This window comes from Streptomyces sp. NBC_01320 (assembly GCF_035974375.1).
GTDB lineage: Bacteria > Actinomycetota > Actinomycetes > Streptomycetales > Streptomycetaceae > Streptomyces > Streptomyces yanii.
In genome coordinates this window covers 8,938,082-8,959,690 of record NZ_CP108390.1, presented here as the reverse complement: position 1 = coordinate 8,959,690, position 21,609 = coordinate 8,938,082, and the positions used below count along the sequence as shown (strand labels likewise).

The following is a 21,609-nucleotide window of genomic DNA, read 5'->3' as shown; positions in this document are numbered from 1 at the left end:
CTTAGCGAAAGGGTTCGTTCCGGCAGTCGGCGGGCACCGTGCCGGACCCCTCATTCCGGCTATTCGCCCGTGCATGCCTCCTCGAAGTAGTCGACGTTCTCCTGGAGCGATTTCATCAGCCGGTCCCGTTCCGCCTCGTCGACCTGTACGGGCACCACCTGCGAGGCCCGGGTCAGCCGCCGGAAGCCTCCCCGGCTCTCCAGTCGCCCCTCCACCCGGATCGGCAGTCCGACGAGGTGGGCGTGGCCCGCGATCCGGTACGCCTCCTCGTCGAGCTCCAGCCGTACGTGTGGCACCTCGGCCCCCGCCAGCACCCTCAACCGCACGATTCCCGCGCCGCGCGGTCCCGAGCGGCGCAGCCGGACGACCGCGCCGGTGATCCGGACCGCCACGGCGGGTTCGTCCTGCTGGTAGCGGGCTCCCGCCCGGCGCAGGGCGGGCAGGTCGCCCGGCGAGAACTCCACCGGTTCGGGCCGGGCGGGGCAGCCTTCGGGGGTTCCTGCGGCTGGTGCCCAGGCGAGAGAGATCCTGGCTCCCTCCGAGCCGCGGACCAGCGCGATGACGGCCTCGGTCAGCTCACGGCTGACGCCTGCCTCGACGGCGCTGTCGAAGGCTTCCATGCCTCCGGTGGCGCGCTGGAAGTCGATGGCTTCGCGGGTGGCGTGCAAGGCGTGGCAGAGCTGTACGGCGACGGCCCGGCCGGTTTCGACGGGGAGACAGGCAGTGAGGTCGCGGCCACCCGGTGCGGGTCCGACGAGGATGCCTTCGAGCGCGGCGAGGGCCCTTCGGCGGTGGCGCGCGCCGTGGAACCCGGTACGGGCCCGTACGGCGAGCGCTCCGGCGAGCAGGATCTGCCGGGCCGCGGCGCGCAGCTGCTCCGCGGCGGTCCAGCCGGCCGCTCCGGCGGCGCCCGCGGGACCGGCGGCGCCGTCGGGGACATCGCGCCACCAGCGGATCTCGTCGCTGGGCACAGCGAGGGAAACCAGCACGTCGCGGGCAGAGGGGGCGGCGCTGCGGGCGAGCGCCGTGAGTGCTTCGCCGAGCAGGTCCTCGCTGTCGGGGAAGGCGGTGGTGTCGGGTACGAGGAGGCTCGTGCCGCCGGAGGGTGCCGCGGCCCCCGGTGGGGTCCATCGGCTGTAGCGTCCGGCCGCACCGCCGCGGCGGTGCCAGCCGTGCCGGTCGAGCAGGGCGCCGAGGACCGCGGGATCGACGCGGGCGGGGTCGGGGATGCCCCCGAGGGGTGGCAGGGCGGTGGGCCAGTGGGTCACGGTCTCGCTGGGGTGTGGTCGCGTGCCCGACGGGATCGTGCTGTCGGCGGGCTCGTCCATCGGCCGGTGCATCAGGGTCTCCCTCCCGCCCCGACCCGCGTCATGATCTCGCAGAGCGCACGGTCGTCGAATATGCGCGTGGTCGGGATCCGCACAGTGGTCCTGTGCCGGCCTGTCACCGCGTGGCCGGCCAGGTTGGTCCAGTAGCAGCAGTGCCGCAGGTCGAGCCGTTCGTGCCCGGCGCGCAGCCAGTCGTCCTGGCTGCGCGGTACGAGCATCACGACCAGGATCTTGTGCACCGACACGGGCGTCCGGGCGAGCTTCACGAGGTGGGCGTTGTCCAGCGTGAAGGCGAACGTCGGTCCGGGTGGGTGCGGCGGTATCTGGTAGGTGCACTTGAGCTGCACCTTGATGGTCACCTCGTCGTCGACGGTGTGGCCGGGGGCGCCGTGGCTGACATGCCAGTCGATGCCGTTGTCGGGAAAGGGCTGCGACAGGGAGCATCCCGCCGCGGCCGCGACCGCGTGCAGGTAGCCCACCTGAAGGGTCTCCATGCAGGCGGTGGTGGCGAGTGTGCCGCGCAGCGGAGCGATCCGCTGGGGCAACAGCCCGCTCGGGTCGGGCTGCGCGAGCGCCATGGCTCCGTATGCCTTCCGGGCTGTGCCGATCGGTTGGTCGGTCGGTGCGTCCTCAGGCAACTTCCTTGCCTGTCCTCTGTGTTGTCACCGCAGCGAGCGGTCCGCAAACGGCGTATCAGGCAAAGGGCGCGGGTATCACCGAATCGGGCAGGGGAATCACGCCATCTGCCGGTCAGGCACGAGGAGTTCGGGGATGAGTCACTGGTACGACGGGCCGCTGGCCGCTTTTGACACCGAGACAACGGGAGTGGACGTCGAGGAGGACCGGATCGTTTCGGCCGCCCTGGTCGTCCAGGACGCGGCGGGCGGGCGCATGCGCGTCACCCGCTGGCTGGTGAATCCGGGGGTTCCGGTGCCCGTGGGGGCGACCGAGATCCACGGTCTGACCGATGACCATCTGCAGCGCAACGGCCGGTGGCCCGCGCCCGTGGTGGAGGAGATAGCCCGGGCGCTGGCCGAACAGTGCGCGGCGGGGCGCCCGCTCGTCGTGATGAACGCGCCGTTCGATCTGACGCTGCTCGACCGGGAGCTGAAGCGGCACCGGGCGTCGTCACTGGCCGGCTATCTGGGGAACACGCCGCTGTGCGTGCTGGATCCCCGGGTGCTGGACAAGCACCTGGACCGCTACCGCAAGGGACGGCGCACGCTCACCGATCTCTGTGCGCTGTACGAGGTGGTGCTGGACGGCGCTCATGACGCGGCGGCCGACGCGGCGGCGTCGCTGGAGCTGGTACGGGCGGTGGGGCGGCGCTTCTCGTCGCGGCTGGAGCGGCTGTCCCCGGCGGAGCTGCACGCGCTGCAGGCGGTGTGGCATGCGGCGCAGGCGCGCGGTCTGCAGGCGTGGTTCGCGAAGAGCGGGACGCCGGAGGTGGTGGATCCGGCCTGGCCGCTGCGTCCTGAACTGCCCGCCGCTGCGTGATCCCGGACGCCCGGGGGTGGTTCCGGATACGCAGAGGCCGGTCCGTCGCTGCTGCTGACGGACCGGCCTCTCCCGGGGTGGGCGATACTGGTTTCGAACCAGTGACCTCTTCGGTGTGAACGAAGCGCTCTCCCACTGAGCTAATCGCCCGGGAACGCACTGAACCATACAGGTCTCGGTGGGTGTGGTTCAAACTCCTTCGAGTCGCGCTGCCAGCCCGCGGCGTCCCGCCCGCATCATCAGCGTGTGGTTCACCCGGAACACCGCGCGTCCGGGCACAGCGAGCAGTCGCATGCTCCGCCGCCGCACCTCGACCTCCTGCTCGTACGTGGCACGGCTGCCGGTGCCGTGCGCGGTGACGGTCCAGCGGGCCCAGCCGTCGAGGTCGCCGTCGAGGGTCACTTCGAGGATTCCGGCAGCCGGGTCGCGGCGGCTCGCGCGAACGGTCATGACCAGGTCGTACGGGAGGGCGGAGCGGATGCGCATGGTTCCGGTGGTGTCGTCGACCGAGGTGACCTCGCGAACCTGCGGCCACCACTGCGGGTACTCCTCGGCGCGTTCCAGGATTCCGTACACGGCATCGGGCGGGGCGGTTACGTCCCAGATGCTCACAAAGCGGTAGTGGCTCCAGCCCATGGGTCCCAGTCTGCGCGTACTCAGTCCCGGACCTGAGTATCCGAGCGCATGTCCGCATCTGTGGGCCGCGCCACACTCCCGGACATGGAACATGTGCCGCCGCCCGCCGAGGAATTGGCGCTCCTCGACCGCGAACTGGTCCGGCTGGACGCCCGCCGGATGCAGCTGCTGACCCGTCGTGCCTGGCTGGTGAGTGCCCTGCAGCCGCCGGCCGCGTCTGCGGGACCGGCGTCCGCCGCGCCTTCCGGACCGGCGCAGCCGTATCCGCAGTGGCCCGCGGCCCCCTTCGGCTCTCCCGGTGCGCCGGTCCCGCCGCGCAACGCCCAGAATGTGCTGCTGAGTCTCGGCGGACTGCTGCTGACGATCGCGGCGATCGCGTTCACCCTGGTCAGCTGGGGTCATCTGGGGATAGGCGGCCGCTCGGCAGTGCTCGCCCTGGTGACGGTCGCGGCGTCGGCCGCACCCACGCTGTTGCTGCGCCGCGGTCTGTCGTCGACGGCCGAGTCGCTCGGCGCGCTGGCTCTGGTGCTGATGGTGCTGGACGCGTACGCGCTGCACGCGGTGGCGGCGCCGGACACGGACGGTCTCGGATTCACCGCGGCCGCGTCGGCGGTGCTCGCCGTGCTGTGGACGGCGTACGGCCTGGCACTCGGCAAGCTTCGTCTGCCGCTGCCGGTGGCCGTGGTGAGTGTGCAGTTCACGTTGGTTCTGTGGGCGTGGTCGGCGGGCGCGTCGGCCTCGGTCTTCGGTTGGGCGCTGGTGCTGACGGCGATGCTGGACTCCGCGATCGCCCGGTGGGGCAAGGGCGTTGGGGTCCGGGTGACCGCGTCCGTCTGCGGATGCGTGACGGGGCTCTCCGGGGCGCTGGTGGCGCTGGTGGAGTCGGTGACGGCTGGTTCGCCCCTCTCCGCCGTTGCCCCGGGGGCACTGTTGCTGGTGGGAGCGGCGGTCGCGCTGTTCGCGGTGTGGCGGGCGCCGAAGGAGATCGCGGTGGCCGGCGGAGTGGTGGCCGGGCTGGCGGTGGTCGCGGCTGTGGGCGGTGTGCTGCGCGCGGGGGTGGCCGAGGACTGGTCGGTTCCGGTGTATCTGCTGTGCGGTCTGATGCTGTGTGCGGCGGTACGGGCTCCGTTGCCGCGTCCGGCCGGGCAGGGCGTGCTGTGGGCGTCGGCCGCGGTGGTCGCGGGCGCGGTGCTGGCGGCTGCGCCGGCGGCCGCCATGACGCTGGCGGGTCCAGTGTCGCGGCGGGCCCCGGTGTGGTCGGGTGCGCCGGACGGCAGTGCGCGCCGCGCGCTGGGGCTGGAGGGTGCGCAGTGGTCGCAGCTGTACACGGCGCCGGTGATTCTGCTGGTGGTGGCCGGTCTGCTGGGGGCGGCGCACCACTGGTGGCCCCAGTGGGTGCGGCTGGCCGGTGCGGTGATCTCCCCGGGCGAATCGTGGCGGGTCGCGGCGGGGGCCGGTGCGCTGGTGATCGGGTGGGCGGGGCTGCTGGTGGTGCCGGTGGCACTGGACGCTCCGTACGCGGCTGCGGTGGTGGTGCAGTTGCTGCTGATCGCGGCGCTTCTCGCCGGGGCGGTACGGGTGTTGCGTCGTGGGGCGGGCCCGGTGGCGCCGGCGGCGCTGGTGTGCGGTGCGGTCGGGGCGGTGAGCGCGGGGGCGCTGTCACTGGCTGCGGAGCCGGCCACCTATGCGGTGTTCGGGGTCCTGCTGGTGCTGTTCGCTGCGGCCGCGGCGGCGACGCGTGCCGAGAGGTCACCGACGGCCCGGGTGGTGCAGGGTGCTCTGGCGTGTGCGTCTGTGGTGTGCGGGATGGTGCTCGCCGGGGCCGTCGGGGTGTCGCTGGAGCTCGAGACGTACCGGGCCGCACCGATCATGCTGGTCGTCCCCGCGCTGACGGTGCTGCTCGGGGCGCGGCTGCGGGGCGGCCCGCCGGCGTTGCCGGTCGAGCTGACCGGCGCCGTGGCGGGTGCGGTGGCGGTCGGGATGGCCGCGCCGGACAGGCCGTACCTGGCACTGGTGCTCGCGCTGTGCGGGGTGCTGGCGGCGGGTACGGCGGTGCGTGCGGAACGGCGGCCGGCGGCCGGGTACGTGGCGGCGGTCCTCTTCGTCCTGGCGACGTGGGTGCGGTTGTCGGCTTCCGGGGTGTCCACTCCGGAGGCGTACACCCTGCCGGTCACGGTGCCCGCGCTGGTGATCGGTGTGGTGCGGCGGCGCCGCGATCCGGCGGCGTCCTCGTGGACGGCGTACGGGGCGGGGCTTGCGACGACGCTGGTGCCGAGTCTCGTCGCGGCCTGGACCGACCCGTCGTGGGTGCGGCCGCTGCTGCTCGGCGTGGTGGCGCTGGTGCTCACGCTCGCCGGGGCCCGGCTGCGGCTGCAGGCGCTGCTGCTGCTCGGCGGCGCGGTGCTGGCGTTGGACGCCCTGCACGAACTGGCGCCCTATGTGGTTCAGGTGGTCGGTGCGCTGCCGCGCTGGCTGCCGCCTGCGCTCGCGGGTGTGCTGCTGCTGGTCGTCGGGGCGACGTACGAGCAGCGGCTGCGGGATGCGCGGCGGCTGAAGGACGCCCTGGGCCGGATGCGCTGATGGAACACGTGATCGGTGGGCCGGCCCGTTGCTTCACCGCCTCAGGTCCTGCATCCGGTCGCCGACGAGTGCGAGATTCTCGATGGCGGCGAGTCCGTACAGCGCGGTGTCGCTGGTGTGGACCCAGTTGGCCTCGTTGCCGGCGACGGTGGTGACGGGTCCGCTCACCTTCTCCGTCTTCCACGAGGCGGATTCGAGGCCGATGAGTTCGGCGCACAGTTCGTTCGGCCCGAAGACGTCGGCGACCTTCTTCATGTACTCCGCGATCCGGGCGGAGACACCGGACGGCTCGTACGCCTCGAACTGCTCGGTGGTGGGGAGTACTCCGCGGCCGTATCCCGTGATCGTGCCGACGTCGGGGTCGTGGAGAACCCCGGCCTCGGTCCCGTCGTAGTGGTCGGTCCACCACTTCGTCAGGTCGGCCTCGGTGAAGAACGTCTTGTCCTGCTGACGCAGCACCAGGTCTTAGAGGTGCATGATGCCGCCGGGGCCGCTGTCACCGGCCGGCTTGCCGCCTTCGCTGATCTTCTTGGTGGCCTCGTCGTACTGCTTCCAGGTCCAGCCCTCCTCGGGCGTGACGCCGACCTTCTTGTACTCGGCCGGGTTGCAGACATGGGCGAAGGTGATACCGCCGACCGGGACACCGAGCAGCTTCCCGTTGACGTCGCCCGCCTTCTCCAAGTCCGGCCCGGAAGTTCTCCATGCCAAGATTTCCGGCCTTCACCTGGGAATTGAGATAGAGCAGAACCCGCTTGTCGTCGTACGTGCGCAGGAATGCGACGGAGTTCTGGAAGTCATCGGGCGCATTGCCCGCGGAGGCCTGGGTATTGAACTTCTTCCAGATATTCTCGTAGTCCTGAAAGTCCCTCTTGACCTTGATGTTCGGACGCTTCTTCTCAAACAGCGCGATCGTCTTGTTGATCAGCGCGGCCCGCTCCTGACCACCCCACCACGAGTAGCGGATCTCGACCTTTCCGTCAGCTCCCGCTCCCCCGCCGTCCCCGCCGCAACCGGAGGCGATCGGCCCCGGAACCAGCACACCGACGCCGACCGCACGCAGCTCCTGGTCACTGCGCCAAACCCTCATGACACACCCCTCCCGGGCAGACAGCACCCGCTGCCACGGTCGATTGAATCGCTTGAGAAAGCGCTTGCCGGGACAAGCTGCGCATCGAAGAGGTCAACGTCAACGATTGGGACGGAATCAGTCGAAGCGCTTCAACCTCACACCGCGGCGCAGGGCCCGCAGGGCTTTCCGACGGGGCTCGTACCGCCGTGGAAACAGGCGGGAGGGCGCCCGATCGGCGCGGGAAACCCCGATCGGCGCGGGAAACGCAGAGGGCCCGTGAGACTCTGCAGTCTCACGGGCCCTCTGTCCGGGTGGGCGATACTGGTTTCGAACCAGTGACCTCTTCGGTGTGAACGAAGCGCTCTCCCACTGAGCTAATCGCCCGGGCGCACTGCAAACATTACCCCATGTCAGCGGTGCTCTCCGACCACCCCCGGGTCACTCGTGGATCTTCCACGGCATGACGATTCCGAACTTCCAGACATAGATCCCGACGAGCACGACGACGATCACGAGTCCGATCACGGTGAGGATGATGTTCCGCCGCCGGACCTTCGGGTCGAGCGCCTTCTGGGCGGCCTCGGTGACCTTTCGGCGCGTCCAGCGGAGTACCAGCTGCGCCCAGACGAACTCGGTCGCCCAGATCGCCATGCCACCGAAGATCACCAGCCAGCCGGGCCCGGGCAGCGGCAGCATGATGATGCCCGCCACGACCACGGCGAGGCCGACCAGGAAGACGCCGACCTGCCAGCTCAGATGCAGGGCCCTGGACGCCTTGACGAACCCCGGCGCCCGGGAGCCGAGCGCCCGCTCCTCCTTGACCACACCCTCGGTGACGCCCGGCGCCACGTCCCCCGTCACTTCCCCCGCGGCGGGCGACGGGGTCACCGATCCGGCGACCCCGTCCCGCGCGTCACTCTCCGCATTCATGGCCCCAACCTACCGGAACGGCCTTTGTCACCGGAATGGCCGCATAACCCAAAGTTACACACCGCCGCACGAGCGACCCGAAGAACCACAAAAGGGTCAGAGGGGTTTACAACGCCACCGTAGGTGGCATGTCGATTTCGCCGACGTGCGAATCCCCGAGCGCACACTGAGCGAAAGGCCCTGGCGCTTATGAACACCACGGTCAGCTGCGAGCTGCACCTGCGCCTCGTTGTGTCGAGCGAGTCCTCACTGCCTGTACCCGCGGGCCTGCGGTATGACACGGCCGATCCGTATGCCGTGCACGCCACCTTCCACACCGGAGCGGAGGAAACGGTCGAATGGGTATTCGCCCGCGACCTCCTCGCCGAGGGGCTGCACAGGCCCACCGGCACCGGAGACGTTCGCGTCTGGCCATCCCGTAGTCACGGCCAGGGCGTCGTCTGCATCGCACTGAGCTCCCCAGAGGGCGAAGCCCTGCTCGAGGCCCCGGCCAGGGCCCTGGAGTCGTTCCTGAAGCGGACCGACGCCGCGGTTCCACCCGGCACCGAGCATCGTCACTTCGACCTCGATACGGAGCTCTCACACATCCTGGCCGAGAGCTGAGCCAGGTCGAGAGCTGCACGGCGCCGTCCGACTCGGGGCGACGGTGCCGCGCGGACAACCTCATAGGGCAGACACCAGCGCCGTCATCACGGAATCCACTGTGGTGACGGCGTCGGCGCGCGTTCCACCGGGGGCATGACGGGTGCACGCCCCAGCCTTTCCGTACGCGCCGGGCGGGCCCTGTGCGCCCTCAGCGCCCCCGAGCGCCCCCACTGGCCCCTGGCCGGCCGATAAGTACTCCTCGCCGGCCCCAGGGCCCCTCTCGGGCCGCTGCGCGTCCTCGCCGAGCCAGTAGAGTCAGCCGGCATCGGCGGGCGCCCGCCCGCCGGAGGCCAGGGAGCGAAAGCGTGCTGATCCCCCACGACACCCGGATCGCGCTCGACATCGTGGTCGAGCTGGTGAACACCGCACCGGAGACCGATCAGCCGGAGGGCGGACCGAGCGACGGTCTCGCCGGCATCGAAGCGCTTTACCGATTCGCCCGGCGCCACCGCATCAGCGGCGTGGCCGAACTCGGCGAGAAGGATCTTCGGGCCGTACACGACGTACGGAGCCGGTTCGCCGAGATCTTCGCGGCGCCGGACGCCGAGACCGCCGCCGGTCTCGTCAACAACCTCGTGGCCTCAGCGGGCACCACGCCGCAGCTGAGCAACCACGACGGCTACGAGTGGCATGTGCACTACTTCGCGCCGGACGCATCGATCGCCGATCACCTCGCGGCCGACTGCGGCATGGCGCTCGCCTTCATCGTGGTGGCGGGCGAACAGGAACGACTGCGGCGCTGCGAGGCGCCGGACTGCCGGGACGCGTTCGTGGACCTGTCCCGCAACCGCTCCCGCAGGTACTGCTCCAGCCGCACCTGCGGTAATCGGCTGCATGTCGCCGCGTACCGGGCGCGCCGGAGGGAAGCGGCCGGCTGACCGCTCGCCGCCCGTTTCATCGCCCGCTCACAGCAGGAAGAGATCGTGCAACGCGGCCATCAGCAGCAGGCCGCCGACCACCGTGAGGAAGATCATCAAAGGGGGCTGGGACAGCGCGAAGAGGCAGCCACGCGGCTCTTCGGCAGGGGGTGCGGGGGCATCGCCCGGGGAGGTGTCCACCATCTCGGGACGATCATGACGCAGACCGGACCCCGTTGGCGATCAACACGCCTCTTTGTGACGGGAGTTCACTCCCGTCGGGGCCGGAAGGATTCGCTCCGGCGTCCGGTCCGCTGTCACATATTCGGGCTCACGGCCGGCTCTCCCGCGCCTCCCGCACCCCGGCCGGATCAGCTGAGATCGCGCAACATCCGCAGCTGGGCGGCCCGGTGGACCGAAGAGCCGCCCTCGTGACCGTTCCAGGGGTAGACCTCGATCTCCTTCGGTCCCGCCCAGTGGTTGTACGCGGCGAAGACCGTGGACGGCGGGCAGACCAAGTCCATCAGCGCCACCGAGTAGAGCGCCGGGACGGTGGCCCGGGCGGCGAAGCTGATCCCGTCGAAGTACGAGAGCGTGCGGAACACCCGGTCGGCGACGCCGTGTTGGGTGGAGAGGAAGCGGACGATCTCCTGGTAGGGGTCCTTGTCGGTGATCTCGACGGCCCGCCGGAAGTGGGTCAGGAACGGTACGTCGATCAGCGCCGCCTTCACATACGGACTGAGCCCCGCCACCGCCTGGGCGATGCCGCCGCCCTGGCTGCCGCCGTGCACGACGATCCGGTCGGGGTCGACGGACGGGTGGGCGCGGGCCACATCGACGGCGCGGACCGCGTCGGTGAAGACCCGGCGGTAATAGTACTCGTCGGGGTCGAGGATGCCACGGGTCATGAAGCCGGGCGACTGCGGGTTGGCGCCACCGTGGGGGTCGGGGGTGGAACCCGCCGAGTGGCTGTTGACGGCGCCCTGGCCGCGGGTGTCGACGAGCAGGGTGGCCCAGCCGGCCGCGGGCCAGATGAGATGGTCGTGCGGCAGCCCTCGGCCGCCGCCGTAACCGAGGTAATGGACGACGCACGGAAGAGGGCCCTCGGCACCGGAAGGAACGTTCAGCCAGGCGCGTATGCGGTGTCCGCCCCAGCCGGAGAAGGTCACGTCGTGTACCTCGACGGCGCTCAACGCGGCGTCGTACGACTGGAATTCGGGGTCGAGCGGAAATGCGGCCGACTCGTCGAGGGTGCGCTTCCAGAAGGCGTCGAAGTCGTCGGGTTCACCGGACTCCGGGCGGTAGTCGCGAAGTTGGTGCAGCGGCAGATCGAACAGGGTCACAGTGTCTCCGTTTCGGACATGCGGCAGGGAGGGGACGGAAGGAAATGAGTGACGGAGCAGCGCCGGGTGGCTCAGTGCGGCGTCGTACTGGAGGCACGCACGACGAGCTCCGGCTGAAGCACCACACTGCGGTGCTCGTGCGTGCCGTCCTCGTCGTCCGCCTCCTGCAGCAGGAGTTCCGCGGCCATCCGGCCCATCACGACGGCCGGCTGGCGGACCGAGGTGAGCGGTACGGCAGCGGCGGCGGCGAATTCGATGTCGTCGTAACCGACGATGGCGATGTCCTGCGGCACCCGGACTCCCGCCGCGTACAGCGACTGCAGCACACCGAGGGCGAGTAGATCATTGGCGCAGAACACAGCGGTCGGCCGCGGCACGAGTCCGAGCAGCCGGGCCCCGGCGTCGCGGCCCGCGGCCACGTCCAGCCGGTCGGAAGGGATCTCGACGAGCGCCTCGGGTCCCAGTCCTGCCCGGTCGAGCGCCGAAAGGGCGCCTTCACGGCGGTCCCTGATCTGGTGGAGGTCGCCGGTGCCGCTGACGTACGCGACCGAGCGGTGCCCGGCCGTCAGGAGGTGGCCGACGGCGAGGGAGCCACCACGGACGTCGTCGACGGAGACCGCGCAGTGCCCCGGCGAGGACGCCACCCGGTCCACCAGCACGAAGGGGATGTGGTGACGGCTGAACGCCTCCAGGTTGCGGCCGGTCGCGTCGGCCGGGGTGACCAGTACGCCGCACACCCGCTGTTCGGCGAAGAGCCCCAGATATTCGGCCTCCTCCGCCGGGCTCTGACCGCTGTTGCAGATCATCACCCCGAGGCCCGCCTCACGGGCGGCACGCTCGGCACCACGGGCCACGTCGACGAAGAAGGGGTTGCCCATGTCGAGGACCAGCAGCGCCATGATCCGGCTGCGTCCCGCCCTGAGCTGACGCGCGGACTCGCTTCGTACGTAACCGAGCTCCGCGATGGCGGCCAGGACCCGGGCACGGGTCTCCGGCAGCACCGCTTCGGGCCGGTTGATCACATTGGACACGGTGCCCACGGAGACTCCGGCCTGCCGGGCCACATCCTTGATCCCTGCCACACGTGCCACTTGGTCTGCCCCACTGGCGCCCTTGGCCGCACTGGTCCGCGGCTGTCGCCCCATCGTACGGACGGCGTTGCGAGGCGCTCCGTGGTCCCGACCCGGGCAGCCTCGTGCGCCGGGCCGCGGCGCGGGTGGCCCGCCACGGATCACCCACCGTGGACTGAATTGTTTCAGTCCGATCTGACGCTAACCGTCATCCCGGCGCAGCGTCAAGAATCAGTCATGAATCGATTCACCACCGATGATTTCCTGCGGTCCGGTTTCAGATTCCGTGCTTCTTCAAAATGGCCTCGATGTCACTGAAGTCCTCGCCCGGGGCAGCGGCCTGCTGCTTGGGCTTCGCCTTCGCCCGCGGTTGAACCGCCGGTGCGCCGGCTCCCAGAGAGGGCGCCGACGCCGCCGGCGCGACGGCATCGGACTGCGCCGCCCGCGCGGCGGCCCTGCGTTCCTTGCGGGTGCCGACGCCACGGCGTTCGACCGCGCGCGTGATCATGAAGAGCAGCCAGGCCACCCCGAGCACCCCGAAGCCGAGCCAGACGCTCGGTTTGAAGGCGATATTGGAGACCCACTCGACGACACCGGTCAGCACCAGCCCGATGGGGACCAACGAGTAGGCGGCGATCCGGGTCGCAGTGAGGAAACGCTTCCGGTACGCGGTCACGGCGGCAATGCCCAAGCCCGCCGCGGACACCGCTGAGCAAATGGTCTCGGCAAGCATCAGGGCCTCCAGGCGCAACGGGGAAACGTCCCTTCCATCCTGCACCGCCCACCGGGGCGGCGGCCATGATCCCGGACCACATCAGGGACATTTCAGGGCCGGGATCCTCCCCAGGTGCCGATCCGCAAGATGCCGACCCGAACCGGGCCTGCGGTGAGCGGGTCCCGCGCCGGTGCCGGTTGGGATGCGCGCGTGGGCCCTGGGAGACTGGTTCCATGAACGAATCCACCCCTGCAGCCCCGGTCGTCCTCGACGTCTGGTGCGAACTCCAGTGCCCCGACTGCCACCGGGCCCTCACCGATGTGCACGCCCTGCGGGCCCGTTACGGCGACCGGCTCGACGTGCGCCTGCGGCATTTCCCGCTGGAGAAGCACAAGCACGCGTACGCCGCGGCCCAGGCCGCCGAGGAGGCTGCGGAGCAGGGCAAGGACTGGCCTTACATCGAGGCCGTGCTCGCCAGGACCGCCGAGCTCGGCCGTACCGGTGAGCCGCTACTGATCGAGGTGGCGCGTGAACTCGGGCTGGACGCCGAGGAGTTCGACACCGCTCTGATCGACGGCCGGCACATGCTGATCGTCGACGCCGACCAGGCGGAGGGGAAGGCCATCGGTGTGACCGGCACCCCCACCTATGTGATCGGCGGCGAGCGGCTGGACGGCGGCAGCAGTCAGGACGGGCTGCGCGAGCGGATCGAGGAGATTGCCGACCGGCTCCTCGCCGAGCAGGGCTGACGGCGACGTACCCGGCTCGCCCTTCCACCCGTCACAACGGCTTGACGAGGTTGTGACGAGTCGTTTCGTAGCCGAGCGACTCGTACAGCCGGACCGCCGGGGTGTTGTCCGAGAGGACGTGCAGCCCCATCCGTTCGTCGCCGGCGGCCAGGGCGATGCGTTCGGCCTCCAGCATCAGCGCGCGACCGTACCCCCGGCCGCGGAACTCTTCGAGCACCTCGACGTCGAAGACGTACCCGACCACCATCCCCGGGTGCAATTCGAACCCCGCCACCCAGACATGCCCCACGGTCCGGCCGCCGTCATCGACGAGGGCATGAATGTACGTACCCTCCGTGGCGAGACCGTGCGGCAGATGTGTCCGGTGGGAGGTCTCGGCTCTGCGCAGAGCCTCGTCCGCCGGGACGCCTCGCGCGACAAAGGTTTCCGCGTAGCCGGCGACAGCGGCGCTCTCCCACTGCGCGAACTCGTCCTCGGTCATCGGACGCCCTGTGACCCCGTCCGGCAGAACGGGCGGGGTCCGCGGCAGGTCCTTGACCATGTTCCTGCTGCGCTCGGTATAGCCGAGCGCAGCAGCCAGCCGCAGTCCGGCCGTGTTCTCCGGCTCGACCTCCACGGTCAGCCGGGAGCAGCCCCAGCCGCGCAGCACTTCCTCGACAGCGAGCCCGGCGATGGTGCCGCGGCCGCGCCTGCGGTTCGGTTCGTCGATCCGCAGGCCGCGGATGGTCCCTGTCGTCCCACCCGACCCGGGCTCGGTGCCGATCTCGACGGCCCCGACGGGTCGCCCGTTGTCGCACACGTCGTACGCGCGCTTCCTCGCGCCGTCGGCGCCTTGCTGAATCGGCCCGGTCGGCCGGAGGGTCGTGGTCATCACCGGTGTTCTATCCGCTGCGCCGCGGCCCGTCACCCTGTTTTGCGGACCGTTTCCGTTGCACGGACCGCAACGGTGTCCGCGGCTCGGGACCATTGTGCGGCTCGGGCCGGGTCATGGGCCCGGCTCACGGGTCGAGGTCGTTCCCGGCGCGCTCCTCGAAGACCCGCATGGCCTTGGCCGTCACCGGCCCGGGTCCGCCGGGCAGCTCGCGGCCGTCGACCCGATGGACGGCCTGGACGTCGCGGAGGGTGGAGGTCAGGAAGATCTCCTCGGCGTGCCCCAGGACGTCCAGGTGCAGCTCGGTCTCCAGCGCCCCGCACCATTCGACGGCCAGTGCGCGGGTGATCCCGGCGAGGCAGCCGGAGGCGACCGGCGGGGTGTGGAGCTGTCCGTCGAGAACGACGAAGACATTCGACCCGGTGCCTTCGCAGAGCTGTCCGACGGTGTTGCCGAAGAGCGCCTCGGATGCGCCCTGCGCATGGGCGCGGGCGAGGGCGACGACGTTCTCCGCGTACGAGGTGGTCTTGAGCCCGGCCAGTGCGCCGCGTTCGTTGCGGGTCCACGGGACCGTGATCACGGCGGTGGTGTCGGGGCGGCGCGTGGCCTCCCCGAGTGCGACGACCAGGCTCGGTCCGTCGTTGCCACGGTCGGAGCCGAGCGGGGAGAGGCCGCCGGTGTACGTGATGCGGAGCCGGCCGAGTTCCATCGGGTTGGCCTCGATGACGGCGGCGCAGGCCCGGCGCACCTCGTCGAGGTCGGGGTCGGGCAACCCGAGACCGCGGGCCGAGCGGGTCAGCCGGTCGAGGTGCCGGGTGAGGGCGAAGGGGCGGCCCCCGGTGGTCCTGACGGTCTCGAAGATCCCGTCCCCCACGGTCAGTCCGTGGTCGAGCACGGACACCCGGGCGTCGGCGGCGTCACGCAGTTCGCCGTTGACCCACATCCACATCATGCGGTCCTTCCTGTTTCTTGGTGGGCGCCCGACGCTACAGCGAGCAGCCGGGCGGCCTTGAGCTCGGTCTCGTCCCATTCGCGCTCCGGATCGGAGCCCCAGGTGATCCCGGCGCCGGTGCCGAACCTGAGGACCGGGGCCCCTGCGGTCCGGTCGATCCAGAAGGTCCGTATGCCGACGGCGAGACCGGCGGTGGCCCCGTCGGCGTCGACCCAGCCGATGCCGCCGCAGTACGGACCCCGGGGTGCGGTCTCCAGGGACTCGATGATGCGGAGCGCGCTGGATTTGGGTGCACCGGTGACGGAGCCGGGCGGGAAGGCGGCGGCGAGCAGCTCGGGCCAGCCGGCGCCGTCGGCGAGGCGTCCGCGCACGGTGGAGACGAGGTGGACGAGCCCGGGGTGCTTCTCCACCACGCAGAGGTCGGGGACGGTGACCGATCCGGTGGCGCAGACCCGTCCCAGGTCGTTGCGGACCAGGTCGACGATCATCACGTTCTCGGCGTGGTCCTTCTCCAGCAGATCCGCCTCGGTGCGACCCGTGCCCTTGATCGGTCCGGACTCGACGGTACGCCCGTCCCGGCTCAGGAAGAGTTCGGGGGACGCGGTGGCGATCTCCACGCCGTGCGCGGGCAGGCGGATCGTTCCTGCGTACGGGGCGGGGTTGCCGCGCGCGAGCAGCGCGGTGAGGGCGTCGACGTCGGCGGCGGCCGGGTCCGGCAGCTCCGCGGTCATCACCCGGCAGAGGTTGGCCTGGTAGACCTCGCCCGCCGCGATGTGCTCGCGGATCCGGCGTACGCCCGCGGTGTACGCGGCACGGTCCAGGGACGAGACCCAGTCGCCGGCTGCGGGCCCGCGCCAGGCTCCGGGGACGGGTGCGGGCACCGGTTCGGTCCGTACGGTCCCGAAGCGGGCGCAGACGAGGCGGCCCTCGAAATCGGCGCATACCGCCCAGAAGCCGGACGAGTCGAGGGCTGAGGGATCACTGGTCACGTCTCGCAGTTCGGACGCGACGAGGCCGCCGAAGCGGGCCATTGGAGCAAGGTCGTGCACGTGGGTGAGTCTAGGACGGCGCACGGTGACCTGCGCCGGGGCGAGTGCACCTCAGCACGCTGCACAAACGCGTTTTTGTACTGGCCCAGGAATCCGCTAGAGTTCAACACGTCGCCGGGACACGCAAGTGAAACGGAAACGACAAGCGGACGTGGCTCAGTTGGTAGAGCATCACCTTGCCAAGGTGAGGGTCGCGAGTTCGAATCTCGTCGTCCGCTCGAAGTGGGGGATCTTTTCCCGAACCCCTGCACTCCTGGTGGAGTGGCCGAGAGGCGAGGCAACGGCCTGCAAAGCCGTCTACACGGGTTCAAATCCCGTCTCCACCTCCAAGGACGATTAGCTCAGCGGGAGAGCGCTTCCCTGACACGGAAGAGGTCACTGGTTCAATCCCAGTATCGTCCACTGGTCCGCAAGGATCCCCCGCGCGATTAGCTCAGCGGGAGAGCGCTTCCCTGACACGGAAGAGGTCACTGGTTCAATCCCAGTATCGCGCACGCAGTACACGCAGGGTCACCCTGCGCGATTAGCTCAGCGGGAGAGCGCTTCCCTGACACGGAAGAGGTCACTGGTTCAATCCCAGTATCGCGCACCAGCAAGCCCCGGTCGTCTCGACGACCGGGGCTTTGTCGTGGCTGCGGTGCGGGTCGAGTCCGCACTGCGGGCCCGCACGCAGTGCGTCCGGGCCCGCGGCGTGGTGTCGCCGGGTCAGGACGAGAAGAGCATGTGGCCGAAGCTCTTGTGCCGGTAGTGGCCGCCGTGGTGCTGCGGGGCTCCCCAGGCGGGGGCCGGGGCGGCGGGGTAGGCCTGGGGGGCCGGCGGCACGGGCGGGGCCTGCTGGGTCCACTGCGCCTCAATGCGGGTCAGGGTCTCCAGCTCGCCGTAGTCGAGGAATATCCCCCGGCAGCCGCTGCACTGCTCGATCTGGATGCCATTGCGGTTGTAGGTCTGCATCTGCGCGTGGCACTTGGGACACTGCATGGTCGGCTCAGCTCCTCGCCGTCGGTTCGCCGTCGCCGGAATGCATGCCCGGAGACGATCGGTTCACCCTACGACGAGTGTTCGCCCGCCAACTCGACCGGGAGGGACGCAATTCGGGCACAGGCGTCGATCATCGTCTGTTCCACCTCATCCGGATTTCGCCCCCCCGTCGCGGACTTGGCCAAGGCCAGTGCCGCGGCCTGAACCGTCAGGGCGCGGGCCGGAACGTCAAGTTCTGGCCAGGGATCGCCGTCGGCCCGCACGGCGGGCCCGCCCTCTGCCCGGTAGGCGTCCAGGAAGCGCAGCCAGACCTCGGCGGGCAGCAGTCCTGCCGCGTACCAGGCGGCCGGGCGGGCGAGGTCCCAGGCGGGGTCACCGAGCCCCGCGTCGTCGACGTCGATCAGCAGCCATCGGCCATGCGTCGCGGGGTGGCGGACGAGCTGGCCGAGGTGGAGATCGCCGTGGCAGATGAAGTGCGAGCGGTGCGGGGGTGCGGGGGCCTCGTCACGGGCCCAGGCGGGCAGGCGCCGCCACGCTTCGCGTACGGGGGCGGTGGCCGGGTCACCGGGCCGGGCGCCACACATCCGGGCGACGGCCAGAGCGGCTTTTGCGGGTCCGCGCATGGGAGGAAGGGCGGGCGGGGGCGCGGTGCGGTGGAGCCGGGCCAGGAGGACGGCGGACTCTTCCCAGGGCGCGGCGTCGGGGTCCGCGGGGTCGACCGGTTCACCGTGGGGCCACAGGGTCACCGGACGGCCGTCGACCACGGGGACAGCAGGCTGGGGTACGGGTGGCAGGAGGATGCCGCTGAGGGCGGGGGCCGAGGCCAGGGCCGTGCGGGCGGCCAGACCGGCGGTGTCGGTGTCCGGGGCGTGGGCCTTCGCGACCACGGGACCGGAGCGTACGACCGTACCGTCGGCGCGGTCCGCGAGCACCGCCGGTGCCGGGCAGGAAGGACAGGGAGCCTCGGCGCGCCGGTGCGGGTGGGCCGCGTCATGGGCGAGGGCGCCCAGCGCGCGGACAACTGCGGTGGTCACGGTCTCCCCCGGTGGCAACAGGTACGGCCCGGTCCGCCCCGGGCACGCCGACGAGCGTACGCGCTGCCGCGCAAGCCGTGGCGACCGCGTGACGACGGTGTGGTCCGGCGCGTATTGCCCCCGGACAGCGCGATGTCCGGTCAGCTCCCCAGCTGACCGGACAAACGCTGCCGTCCGCCGCACCCCCGTCCCCACGGGGTTGTTGGCCGGATGTCCCGGTCCGGACCGCTCTTCCGGACCCGGGGCGCCGCTCAGCGCCCCAGCATCACGCCCACGGACGACGCCTGTGTGACCACCGCGTCCCAGCCGCCGAAGACGACTACGAGCAGGGCCGCCAGAGGAAGAACCATGGCCGTCGCCACCAGCGGGTGGCGCGTACCGGACGACCGGCGGCTGCCGAACGCGGCATGTGCCCTGCGTCCCTGCGTGCGGATCATCGTCCGCGTCGCCGTGTCCGCCATGGTTCCTCTCCTGACCTGATTGTTGGAGCGGCGGGCGTGTGACCTCGGGGGACGAGTGCAACGCCCGCCGCTTGAGTTCAACATTAGGGACGCGGAGAGGGAGGGTCGTCATGCCCGCGTACCGAATGCCGGGCCTCCCGGAGGATGAGCCGTGGGTGGTCGGTGTACTCCCCTGGGTGGAGATCCTGCGCTAAGCGTTGGGGTCATCCCGGAGGTGACGCTCGGATGCGTCCTGCCTGGGGACCGGTTGTTCGACCAGGGCGAGCACCCTGGTCGCCATGAAACGGGCGGTACGGACGACGGTGCCGCTGCGAGTGACTTCACTCACTTCGACCACCCCTCGGCGGACAGCTGTCTCCACCCGGCGGCCTGCTCTGGTGGCCACCACCTCGTACGTACGCGTCGTGTCTCCCGCGTCCACGACTATCTCCACACGATCGCCCTTCACTGATCCAATCCCCCTTCTGCGACGGACCTTTGAGATCTCGCACGGGCCCGGGAGCTTGGATCCGCGGCCCCCTGACCACTCCTCAAGTTTCCCACCCGGCACTGACAATCGATCGGCGGGCGAGGGCGCGGCCTCTGAGCGCGCCGGGCCACGGGTACGTAAGCTGTGCCACGTCAGGCGGACCAGGCAGCGGGGATGGGCAGACGATGGCGATGATGCGGCTCCGGCGCGAGGACCCGCGTGTCGTCGGCTCGTTCAGGCTGCACCGGCGACTCGGGGCGGGCGGCATGGGGGTCGTCTATCTCGGTTCGGACCGGCGCGGCCAGCGGGTGGCGCTCAAGGTGATCCGCCCGGATCTCGCCGAGGACCAGGAGTTCCGTTCGCGTTTCGCGCGCGAGGTGTCGGCGGCACGGCGGATCCGCGGCGGCTGCACGGCACGTCTGGTGGCCGCCGATCTGGAGGCGGACCGCCCGTGGTTCGCGACACAGTACGTCCCCGGGCCCTCACTGCACGACAAGGTGGCCGAGGAAGGTCCGCTGTCGGCGGCCGAGGTGGCGTCGATCGGGGCGGCGCTCTCCGAGGGGCTCGTGGCGGTGCACGAGGCTGGTGTCGTCCATCGCGACCTGAAGCCGTCGAACATCCTTCTCTCCCCCAAGGGCCCTCGGATCATCGACTTCGGGATCGCCTGGGCGACCGGGGCGAGCACACTCACGCATGTCGGTACGGCGGTGGGCTCGCCGGGATTCCTCGCGCCCGAGCAGGTGCGGGGCGCGGCGGTGACGCCCGCGACGGACGTCTTCTCGCTCGGTGCCACGCTGGCGTACGCTGCGATGGCCGACTCGCCTTTCGGGCAAGGCAGTTCCGAGGTGATGCTCTACCGCGTGGTGCACGAGGAACCGCAGTTGTACGACGTGCACGACGCGCTGGCGCCACTGGTGAGCGCCTGTCTCGCGAAGGATCCGGAGGAGCGGCCGAGCACGCTTCAACTCTCCATGCGCCTCAAGGAGATCGCAGCCCGTGAGGCACACGGCCTGCACGAGAGCCGGCCGCCCGCCCAACGCTCGGCGCGGGAGCTGGACCGGCCGACCGGCCGGCTCGACGGCCCGTACACCGAACAGCAGACCCGGCGCGCGGCGGGCTCGCCGCCGCCCCGTCCGCAGAGCCGGCAGGCGTCGGCGCCTTCGCGTGGTGCGTCGTCCCGCACCGGTGGTTCGCGCCCTCAGCAGCAACTGCCGCGCACTACGACACGCTCCGGCAAGCGCCCGCAGGGCACGAACGGGACGAACGGCCGGCCGGGCACGCGGCCCGGCACCCGCACGACCTCGACGGGCCGGCGTCCGGCCAATCCGCGGCTGCTGCGGCAGCGGCTCGTCGTCTTCGTCGTGGTGACGCTGCTCGTGGCGCTGGGCATCGCGGCGGCGCAGGGCTGTCAGGGGCCGGCCCGCGGCCTGGGCGTCATGGACACCCCTGGGCGGCACGGGCAGCACCAGCCGCCGCGGCCCGACGATCCGTGTCAGGAAACGGCAGGCGGTCAGTCCTGCGGGCGGCCCGTCGCCACCGCGTAGAACGCGACCGCGGCGGCCGCGCCCACGTTCAGCGAGTCGACGCCGTGCGCCATCGGGATCCGTACCCATTCGTCGGCGGCGACCAGGGCCTGCGTGGACAGTCCGTCGCCCTCGGCACCGAGCATCAGCGCCACCTTGTCCATCCGGTGCGGCGCCGCCTCCTCGATGCTGCCGGCCTTGTCGTCGGGGGTGAGGGCGAGAAGCTTGAACCCCGCTTCCCGTACGGTCTCCAGGGCCTTGGGCCAGGTGTCGAGGCGGGCGTACGGAACGGAGAACACGGCGCCCATGGAGACCTTGACGGAGCGTCGGTACAGCGGGTCCGCACAGTCCGGGGAGAGCAGCACCGCGTCCATCCCGAGGGCGGCGGCGCTGCGGAAGATGGCTCCGATGTTGGTGTGGTCGTTGACCGCCTCCATGACGACGACGCGGCGGGTCGTCGCCAGCAGCTCCTCGGCCGTCGGCAGCGGCTTGCGCTGCATGGAGGCGAGCGCGCCGCGATGCACGTGGTAGCCGGTGACACGTTCGGCGAGCTCCGGGCTGACCGCGTACACCGGGGCCGGGACCTCGTCGATGACGTCGCGCATCACATCGACCCACTTCGCCGAGAGCAGCATGGACCGCATCTCGTACCCGGCGTGCCGGGCGCGCCTGATCACCTTCTCGCCCTCGGCGATGAAGAGTCCTTCGGCCGGCTCCCGCCTGCGCCGGAGTTCGACGTCGGTCAGGCCCGTGTAGTCGCGCAGGCGAGGGTCGTCGGGGTCGTCGATGGTGATGAGATCTGCCACAGGTTGATACTGCCTTGTCCGGTGTGTGGTGCCAACGGCTTGGAAAA

Annotated in this window: 23 protein-coding genes, 7 tRNA genes and 2 pseudogenes; 11 read left to right on the top strand and 21 right to left on the bottom strand. The window is 70.8% G+C overall.

Annotated elements, in window-relative coordinates:
• Positions 1 to 59: 59 nt before the first annotated feature.
• Together OG395_RS40780 and OG395_RS40775 are read right to left on the bottom strand one after the other, a co-directional pair.
• Positions 60 to 1,340 carry a hypothetical protein gene (locus OG395_RS40780; RefSeq protein ID WP_327247401.1) on the bottom strand — a complete coding sequence of 427 codons (1,281 nt, stop codon included), beginning with the start codon at positions 1,338 to 1,340 and terminating at the stop codon, positions 60 to 62.
• Positions 1,340 to 1,906, bottom strand: coding sequence for a DUF4365 domain-containing protein (locus OG395_RS40775; RefSeq protein ID WP_266987877.1), 567 nt, complete (start codon positions 1,904 to 1,906; stop codon positions 1,340 to 1,342). The genes OG395_RS40780 and OG395_RS40775 overlap by 1 nt, the downstream gene beginning before the upstream one ends.
• Before the next feature lie 193 nt (positions 1,907 to 2,099).
• Here OG395_RS40775 and OG395_RS40770 point away from each other — a divergent pair, with 193 nt between their 5' ends.
• Positions 2,100 to 2,825 carry a 3'-5' exonuclease gene (locus tag OG395_RS40770; protein WP_327247400.1) on the top strand — a complete coding sequence of 242 codons (726 nt, stop codon included), beginning with the start codon at positions 2,100 to 2,102 and terminating at the stop codon, positions 2,823 to 2,825.
• A gap of 78 nt (positions 2,826 to 2,903) precedes the next feature.
• On the opposite strand, the gene OG395_RS40765 is transcribed toward OG395_RS40770, so the two are convergent.
• Positions 2,904 to 2,975, bottom strand: a tRNA-Val gene (locus OG395_RS40765).
• A gap of 39 nt (positions 2,976 to 3,014) precedes the next feature.
• Positions 3,015 to 3,461 carry an SRPBCC family protein gene (locus OG395_RS40760; protein WP_327247399.1) on the bottom strand — a complete coding sequence of 149 codons (447 nt, stop codon included), beginning with the start codon at positions 3,459 to 3,461 and terminating at the stop codon, positions 3,015 to 3,017.
• A gap of 84 nt (positions 3,462 to 3,545) precedes the next feature.
• Between OG395_RS40760 and OG395_RS40755 the strand changes: the two genes are divergently transcribed.
• Positions 3,546 to 6,041 carry an SCO7613 C-terminal domain-containing membrane protein gene (locus OG395_RS40755; RefSeq protein ID WP_327247398.1) on the top strand — a complete coding sequence of 832 codons (2,496 nt, stop codon included), beginning with the start codon at positions 3,546 to 3,548 and terminating at the stop codon, positions 6,039 to 6,041.
• 33 nt (positions 6,042 to 6,074) lie between these two features.
• Here OG395_RS40755 and OG395_RS40750 read toward each other — a convergent pair.
• From OG395_RS40750 to OG395_RS40730, 5 genes and pseudogenes are all read right to left on the bottom strand, one after another.
• Positions 6,075 to 6,236, bottom strand: a pseudogene (locus OG395_RS40750) (exo-rhamnogalacturonan lyase family protein); the annotation flags it as partial.
• A 270-nt stretch (positions 6,237 to 6,506) separates the two neighbouring features.
• On the bottom strand, positions 6,507 to 6,749 hold the full coding sequence (locus OG395_RS40745; RefSeq protein ID WP_327249773.1) for a hypothetical protein: 243 nt from the start codon (positions 6,747 to 6,749) through the stop codon (positions 6,507 to 6,509).
• Between the two features lie 73 nt (positions 6,750 to 6,822).
• Positions 6,823 to 7,128 (bottom strand): annotated as a pseudogene (locus OG395_RS40740) (sugar ABC transporter substrate-binding protein); the annotation flags it as partial.
• A gap of 294 nt (positions 7,129 to 7,422) precedes the next feature.
• Positions 7,423 to 7,494, bottom strand: a tRNA-Val gene (locus OG395_RS40735).
• A gap of 54 nt (positions 7,495 to 7,548) precedes the next feature.
• Positions 7,549 to 8,040 carry a TIGR02611 family protein gene (locus OG395_RS40730; protein WP_327247397.1) on the bottom strand — a complete coding sequence of 164 codons (492 nt, stop codon included), beginning with the start codon at positions 8,038 to 8,040 and terminating at the stop codon, positions 7,549 to 7,551.
• Between the two features lie 189 nt (positions 8,041 to 8,229).
• On the opposite strand from OG395_RS40730, the gene OG395_RS40725 reads away from it, so the two are divergent.
• Complete coding sequence (locus tag OG395_RS40725; RefSeq protein ID WP_003959770.1) at positions 8,230 to 8,643, top strand: SsgA family sporulation/cell division regulator; 414 nt, start codon at positions 8,230 to 8,232, stop codon at positions 8,641 to 8,643.
• Between the two features lie 347 nt (positions 8,644 to 8,990).
• Positions 8,991 to 9,563 carry a CGNR zinc finger domain-containing protein gene (locus OG395_RS40720; RefSeq protein WP_327247396.1) on the top strand — a complete coding sequence of 191 codons (573 nt, stop codon included), beginning with the start codon at positions 8,991 to 8,993 and terminating at the stop codon, positions 9,561 to 9,563.
• 27 nt (positions 9,564 to 9,590) lie between these two features.
• On the opposite strand, the gene OG395_RS40715 is transcribed toward OG395_RS40720, so the two are convergent.
• The 4 genes from OG395_RS40715 to OG395_RS40700 form a co-directional block, all read right to left on the bottom strand.
• A complete protein-coding gene (locus tag OG395_RS40715; RefSeq protein WP_266987865.1) occupies positions 9,591 to 9,746 on the bottom strand; it encodes a hypothetical protein in 156 nt (51 codons plus the stop codon).
• A 167-nt stretch (positions 9,747 to 9,913) separates the two neighbouring features.
• Entirely contained in the window at positions 9,914 to 10,885 is a 972-nt protein-coding gene (locus tag OG395_RS40710) for an acetylxylan esterase (RefSeq protein ID WP_327247395.1), read from the bottom strand.
• Between the two features lie 71 nt (positions 10,886 to 10,956).
• Positions 10,957 to 11,976, bottom strand: a complete 1,020-nt coding sequence (locus tag OG395_RS40705; RefSeq protein ID WP_327247394.1) for a LacI family DNA-binding transcriptional regulator — start codon at positions 11,974 to 11,976, stop codon at positions 10,957 to 10,959.
• Positions 11,977 to 12,232: 256 nt separating this feature from the next.
• The gene (locus tag OG395_RS40700) at positions 12,233 to 12,688 is read right to left on the bottom strand and encodes a hypothetical protein (RefSeq protein ID WP_327249619.1); all 456 of its coding nucleotides are present in this window, start codon (positions 12,686 to 12,688) and stop codon (positions 12,233 to 12,235) included.
• A gap of 215 nt (positions 12,689 to 12,903) precedes the next feature.
• Between OG395_RS40700 and OG395_RS40695 the strand changes: the two genes are divergently transcribed.
• A complete protein-coding gene (locus OG395_RS40695) occupies positions 12,904 to 13,419 on the top strand; it encodes a DsbA family protein (protein ID WP_327247393.1) in 516 nt (171 codons plus the stop codon).
• A 31-nt stretch (positions 13,420 to 13,450) separates the two neighbouring features.
• Here OG395_RS40695 and OG395_RS40690 read toward each other — a convergent pair whose 3' ends face one another.
• From OG395_RS40690 to OG395_RS40680, 3 genes are all read right to left on the bottom strand, one after another.
• A complete protein-coding gene (locus OG395_RS40690; RefSeq protein WP_327247392.1) occupies positions 13,451 to 14,290 on the bottom strand; it encodes a GNAT family N-acetyltransferase in 840 nt (279 codons plus the stop codon).
• A gap of 127 nt (positions 14,291 to 14,417) precedes the next feature.
• The gene (locus OG395_RS40685) at positions 14,418 to 15,239 is read right to left on the bottom strand and encodes an aminotransferase class IV (protein WP_327249618.1); all 822 of its coding nucleotides are present in this window, start codon (positions 15,237 to 15,239) and stop codon (positions 14,418 to 14,420) included.
• Positions 15,239 to 16,273 (bottom strand): chorismate-binding protein, encoded by a 1,035-nt coding sequence (locus tag OG395_RS40680; RefSeq protein ID WP_327249617.1) that lies wholly within the window; start codon positions 16,271 to 16,273, stop codon positions 15,239 to 15,241. Before OG395_RS40680 ends, OG395_RS40685 begins: the two co-directional genes overlap by 1 nt.
• A 163-nt stretch (positions 16,274 to 16,436) precedes the next feature.
• Between OG395_RS40680 and OG395_RS40675 the strand changes: the two genes are divergently transcribed.
• The 5 genes from OG395_RS40675 to OG395_RS40655 all read left to right on the top strand — a co-directional run bounded on the left by OG395_RS40675 (position 16,437) and on the right by OG395_RS40655 (position 16,883).
• Positions 16,437 to 16,509 (top strand) — tRNA-Gly (locus OG395_RS40675).
• A 37-nt stretch (positions 16,510 to 16,546) separates the two neighbouring features.
• Positions 16,547 to 16,620 (top strand) — tRNA-Cys (locus OG395_RS40670).
• A 1-nt stretch (position 16,621) separates the two neighbouring features.
• Positions 16,622 to 16,693: transfer RNA gene (locus tag OG395_RS40665), tRNA-Val, on the top strand.
• A 20-nt stretch (positions 16,694 to 16,713) separates the two neighbouring features.
• Positions 16,714 to 16,785: transfer RNA gene (locus tag OG395_RS40660), tRNA-Val, on the top strand.
• 23 nt (positions 16,786 to 16,808) lie between these two features.
• Positions 16,809 to 16,883 (top strand) — tRNA-Val (locus tag OG395_RS40655).
• A gap of 113 nt (positions 16,884 to 16,996) precedes the next feature.
• On the opposite strand, the gene OG395_RS40650 is transcribed toward OG395_RS40655, so the two are convergent.
• From OG395_RS40650 to OG395_RS40635, 4 genes are all read right to left on the bottom strand, one after another.
• The gene (locus OG395_RS40650) at positions 16,997 to 17,269 is read right to left on the bottom strand and encodes a TFIIB-type zinc ribbon-containing protein (protein ID WP_327247391.1); all 273 of its coding nucleotides are present in this window, start codon (positions 17,267 to 17,269) and stop codon (positions 16,997 to 16,999) included.
• A gap of 68 nt (positions 17,270 to 17,337) precedes the next feature.
• Positions 17,338 to 18,303: a phosphotransferase family protein gene (locus OG395_RS40645; RefSeq protein WP_327247390.1), complete on the bottom strand. Its 966-nt coding sequence runs from the start codon at positions 18,301 to 18,303 to the stop codon at positions 17,338 to 17,340.
• Between the two features lie 251 nt (positions 18,304 to 18,554).
• Entirely contained in the window at positions 18,555 to 18,764 is a 210-nt protein-coding gene (locus OG395_RS40640) for a hypothetical protein (protein WP_266987848.1), read from the bottom strand.
• 190 nt (positions 18,765 to 18,954) lie between these two features.
• Entirely contained in the window at positions 18,955 to 19,212 is a 258-nt protein-coding gene (locus OG395_RS40635) for a hypothetical protein (RefSeq protein ID WP_327247389.1), read from the bottom strand.
• Between the two features lie 206 nt (positions 19,213 to 19,418).
• Between OG395_RS40635 and OG395_RS40630 the strand changes: the two genes are divergently transcribed.
• On the top strand, positions 19,419 to 20,777 hold the full coding sequence (locus tag OG395_RS40630; protein WP_327247388.1) for a serine/threonine-protein kinase: 1,359 nt from the start codon (positions 19,419 to 19,421) through the stop codon (positions 20,775 to 20,777).
• Here OG395_RS40630 and OG395_RS40625 read toward each other — a convergent pair.
• On the bottom strand, positions 20,744 to 21,562 hold the full coding sequence (locus OG395_RS40625) for a TrmH family RNA methyltransferase (RefSeq protein WP_327247387.1): 819 nt from the start codon (positions 21,560 to 21,562) through the stop codon (positions 20,744 to 20,746). The two genes, OG395_RS40630 and OG395_RS40625, sit on opposite strands and share 34 nt — an antisense overlap.
• Positions 21,563 to 21,609 lie beyond the last annotated feature (47 nt).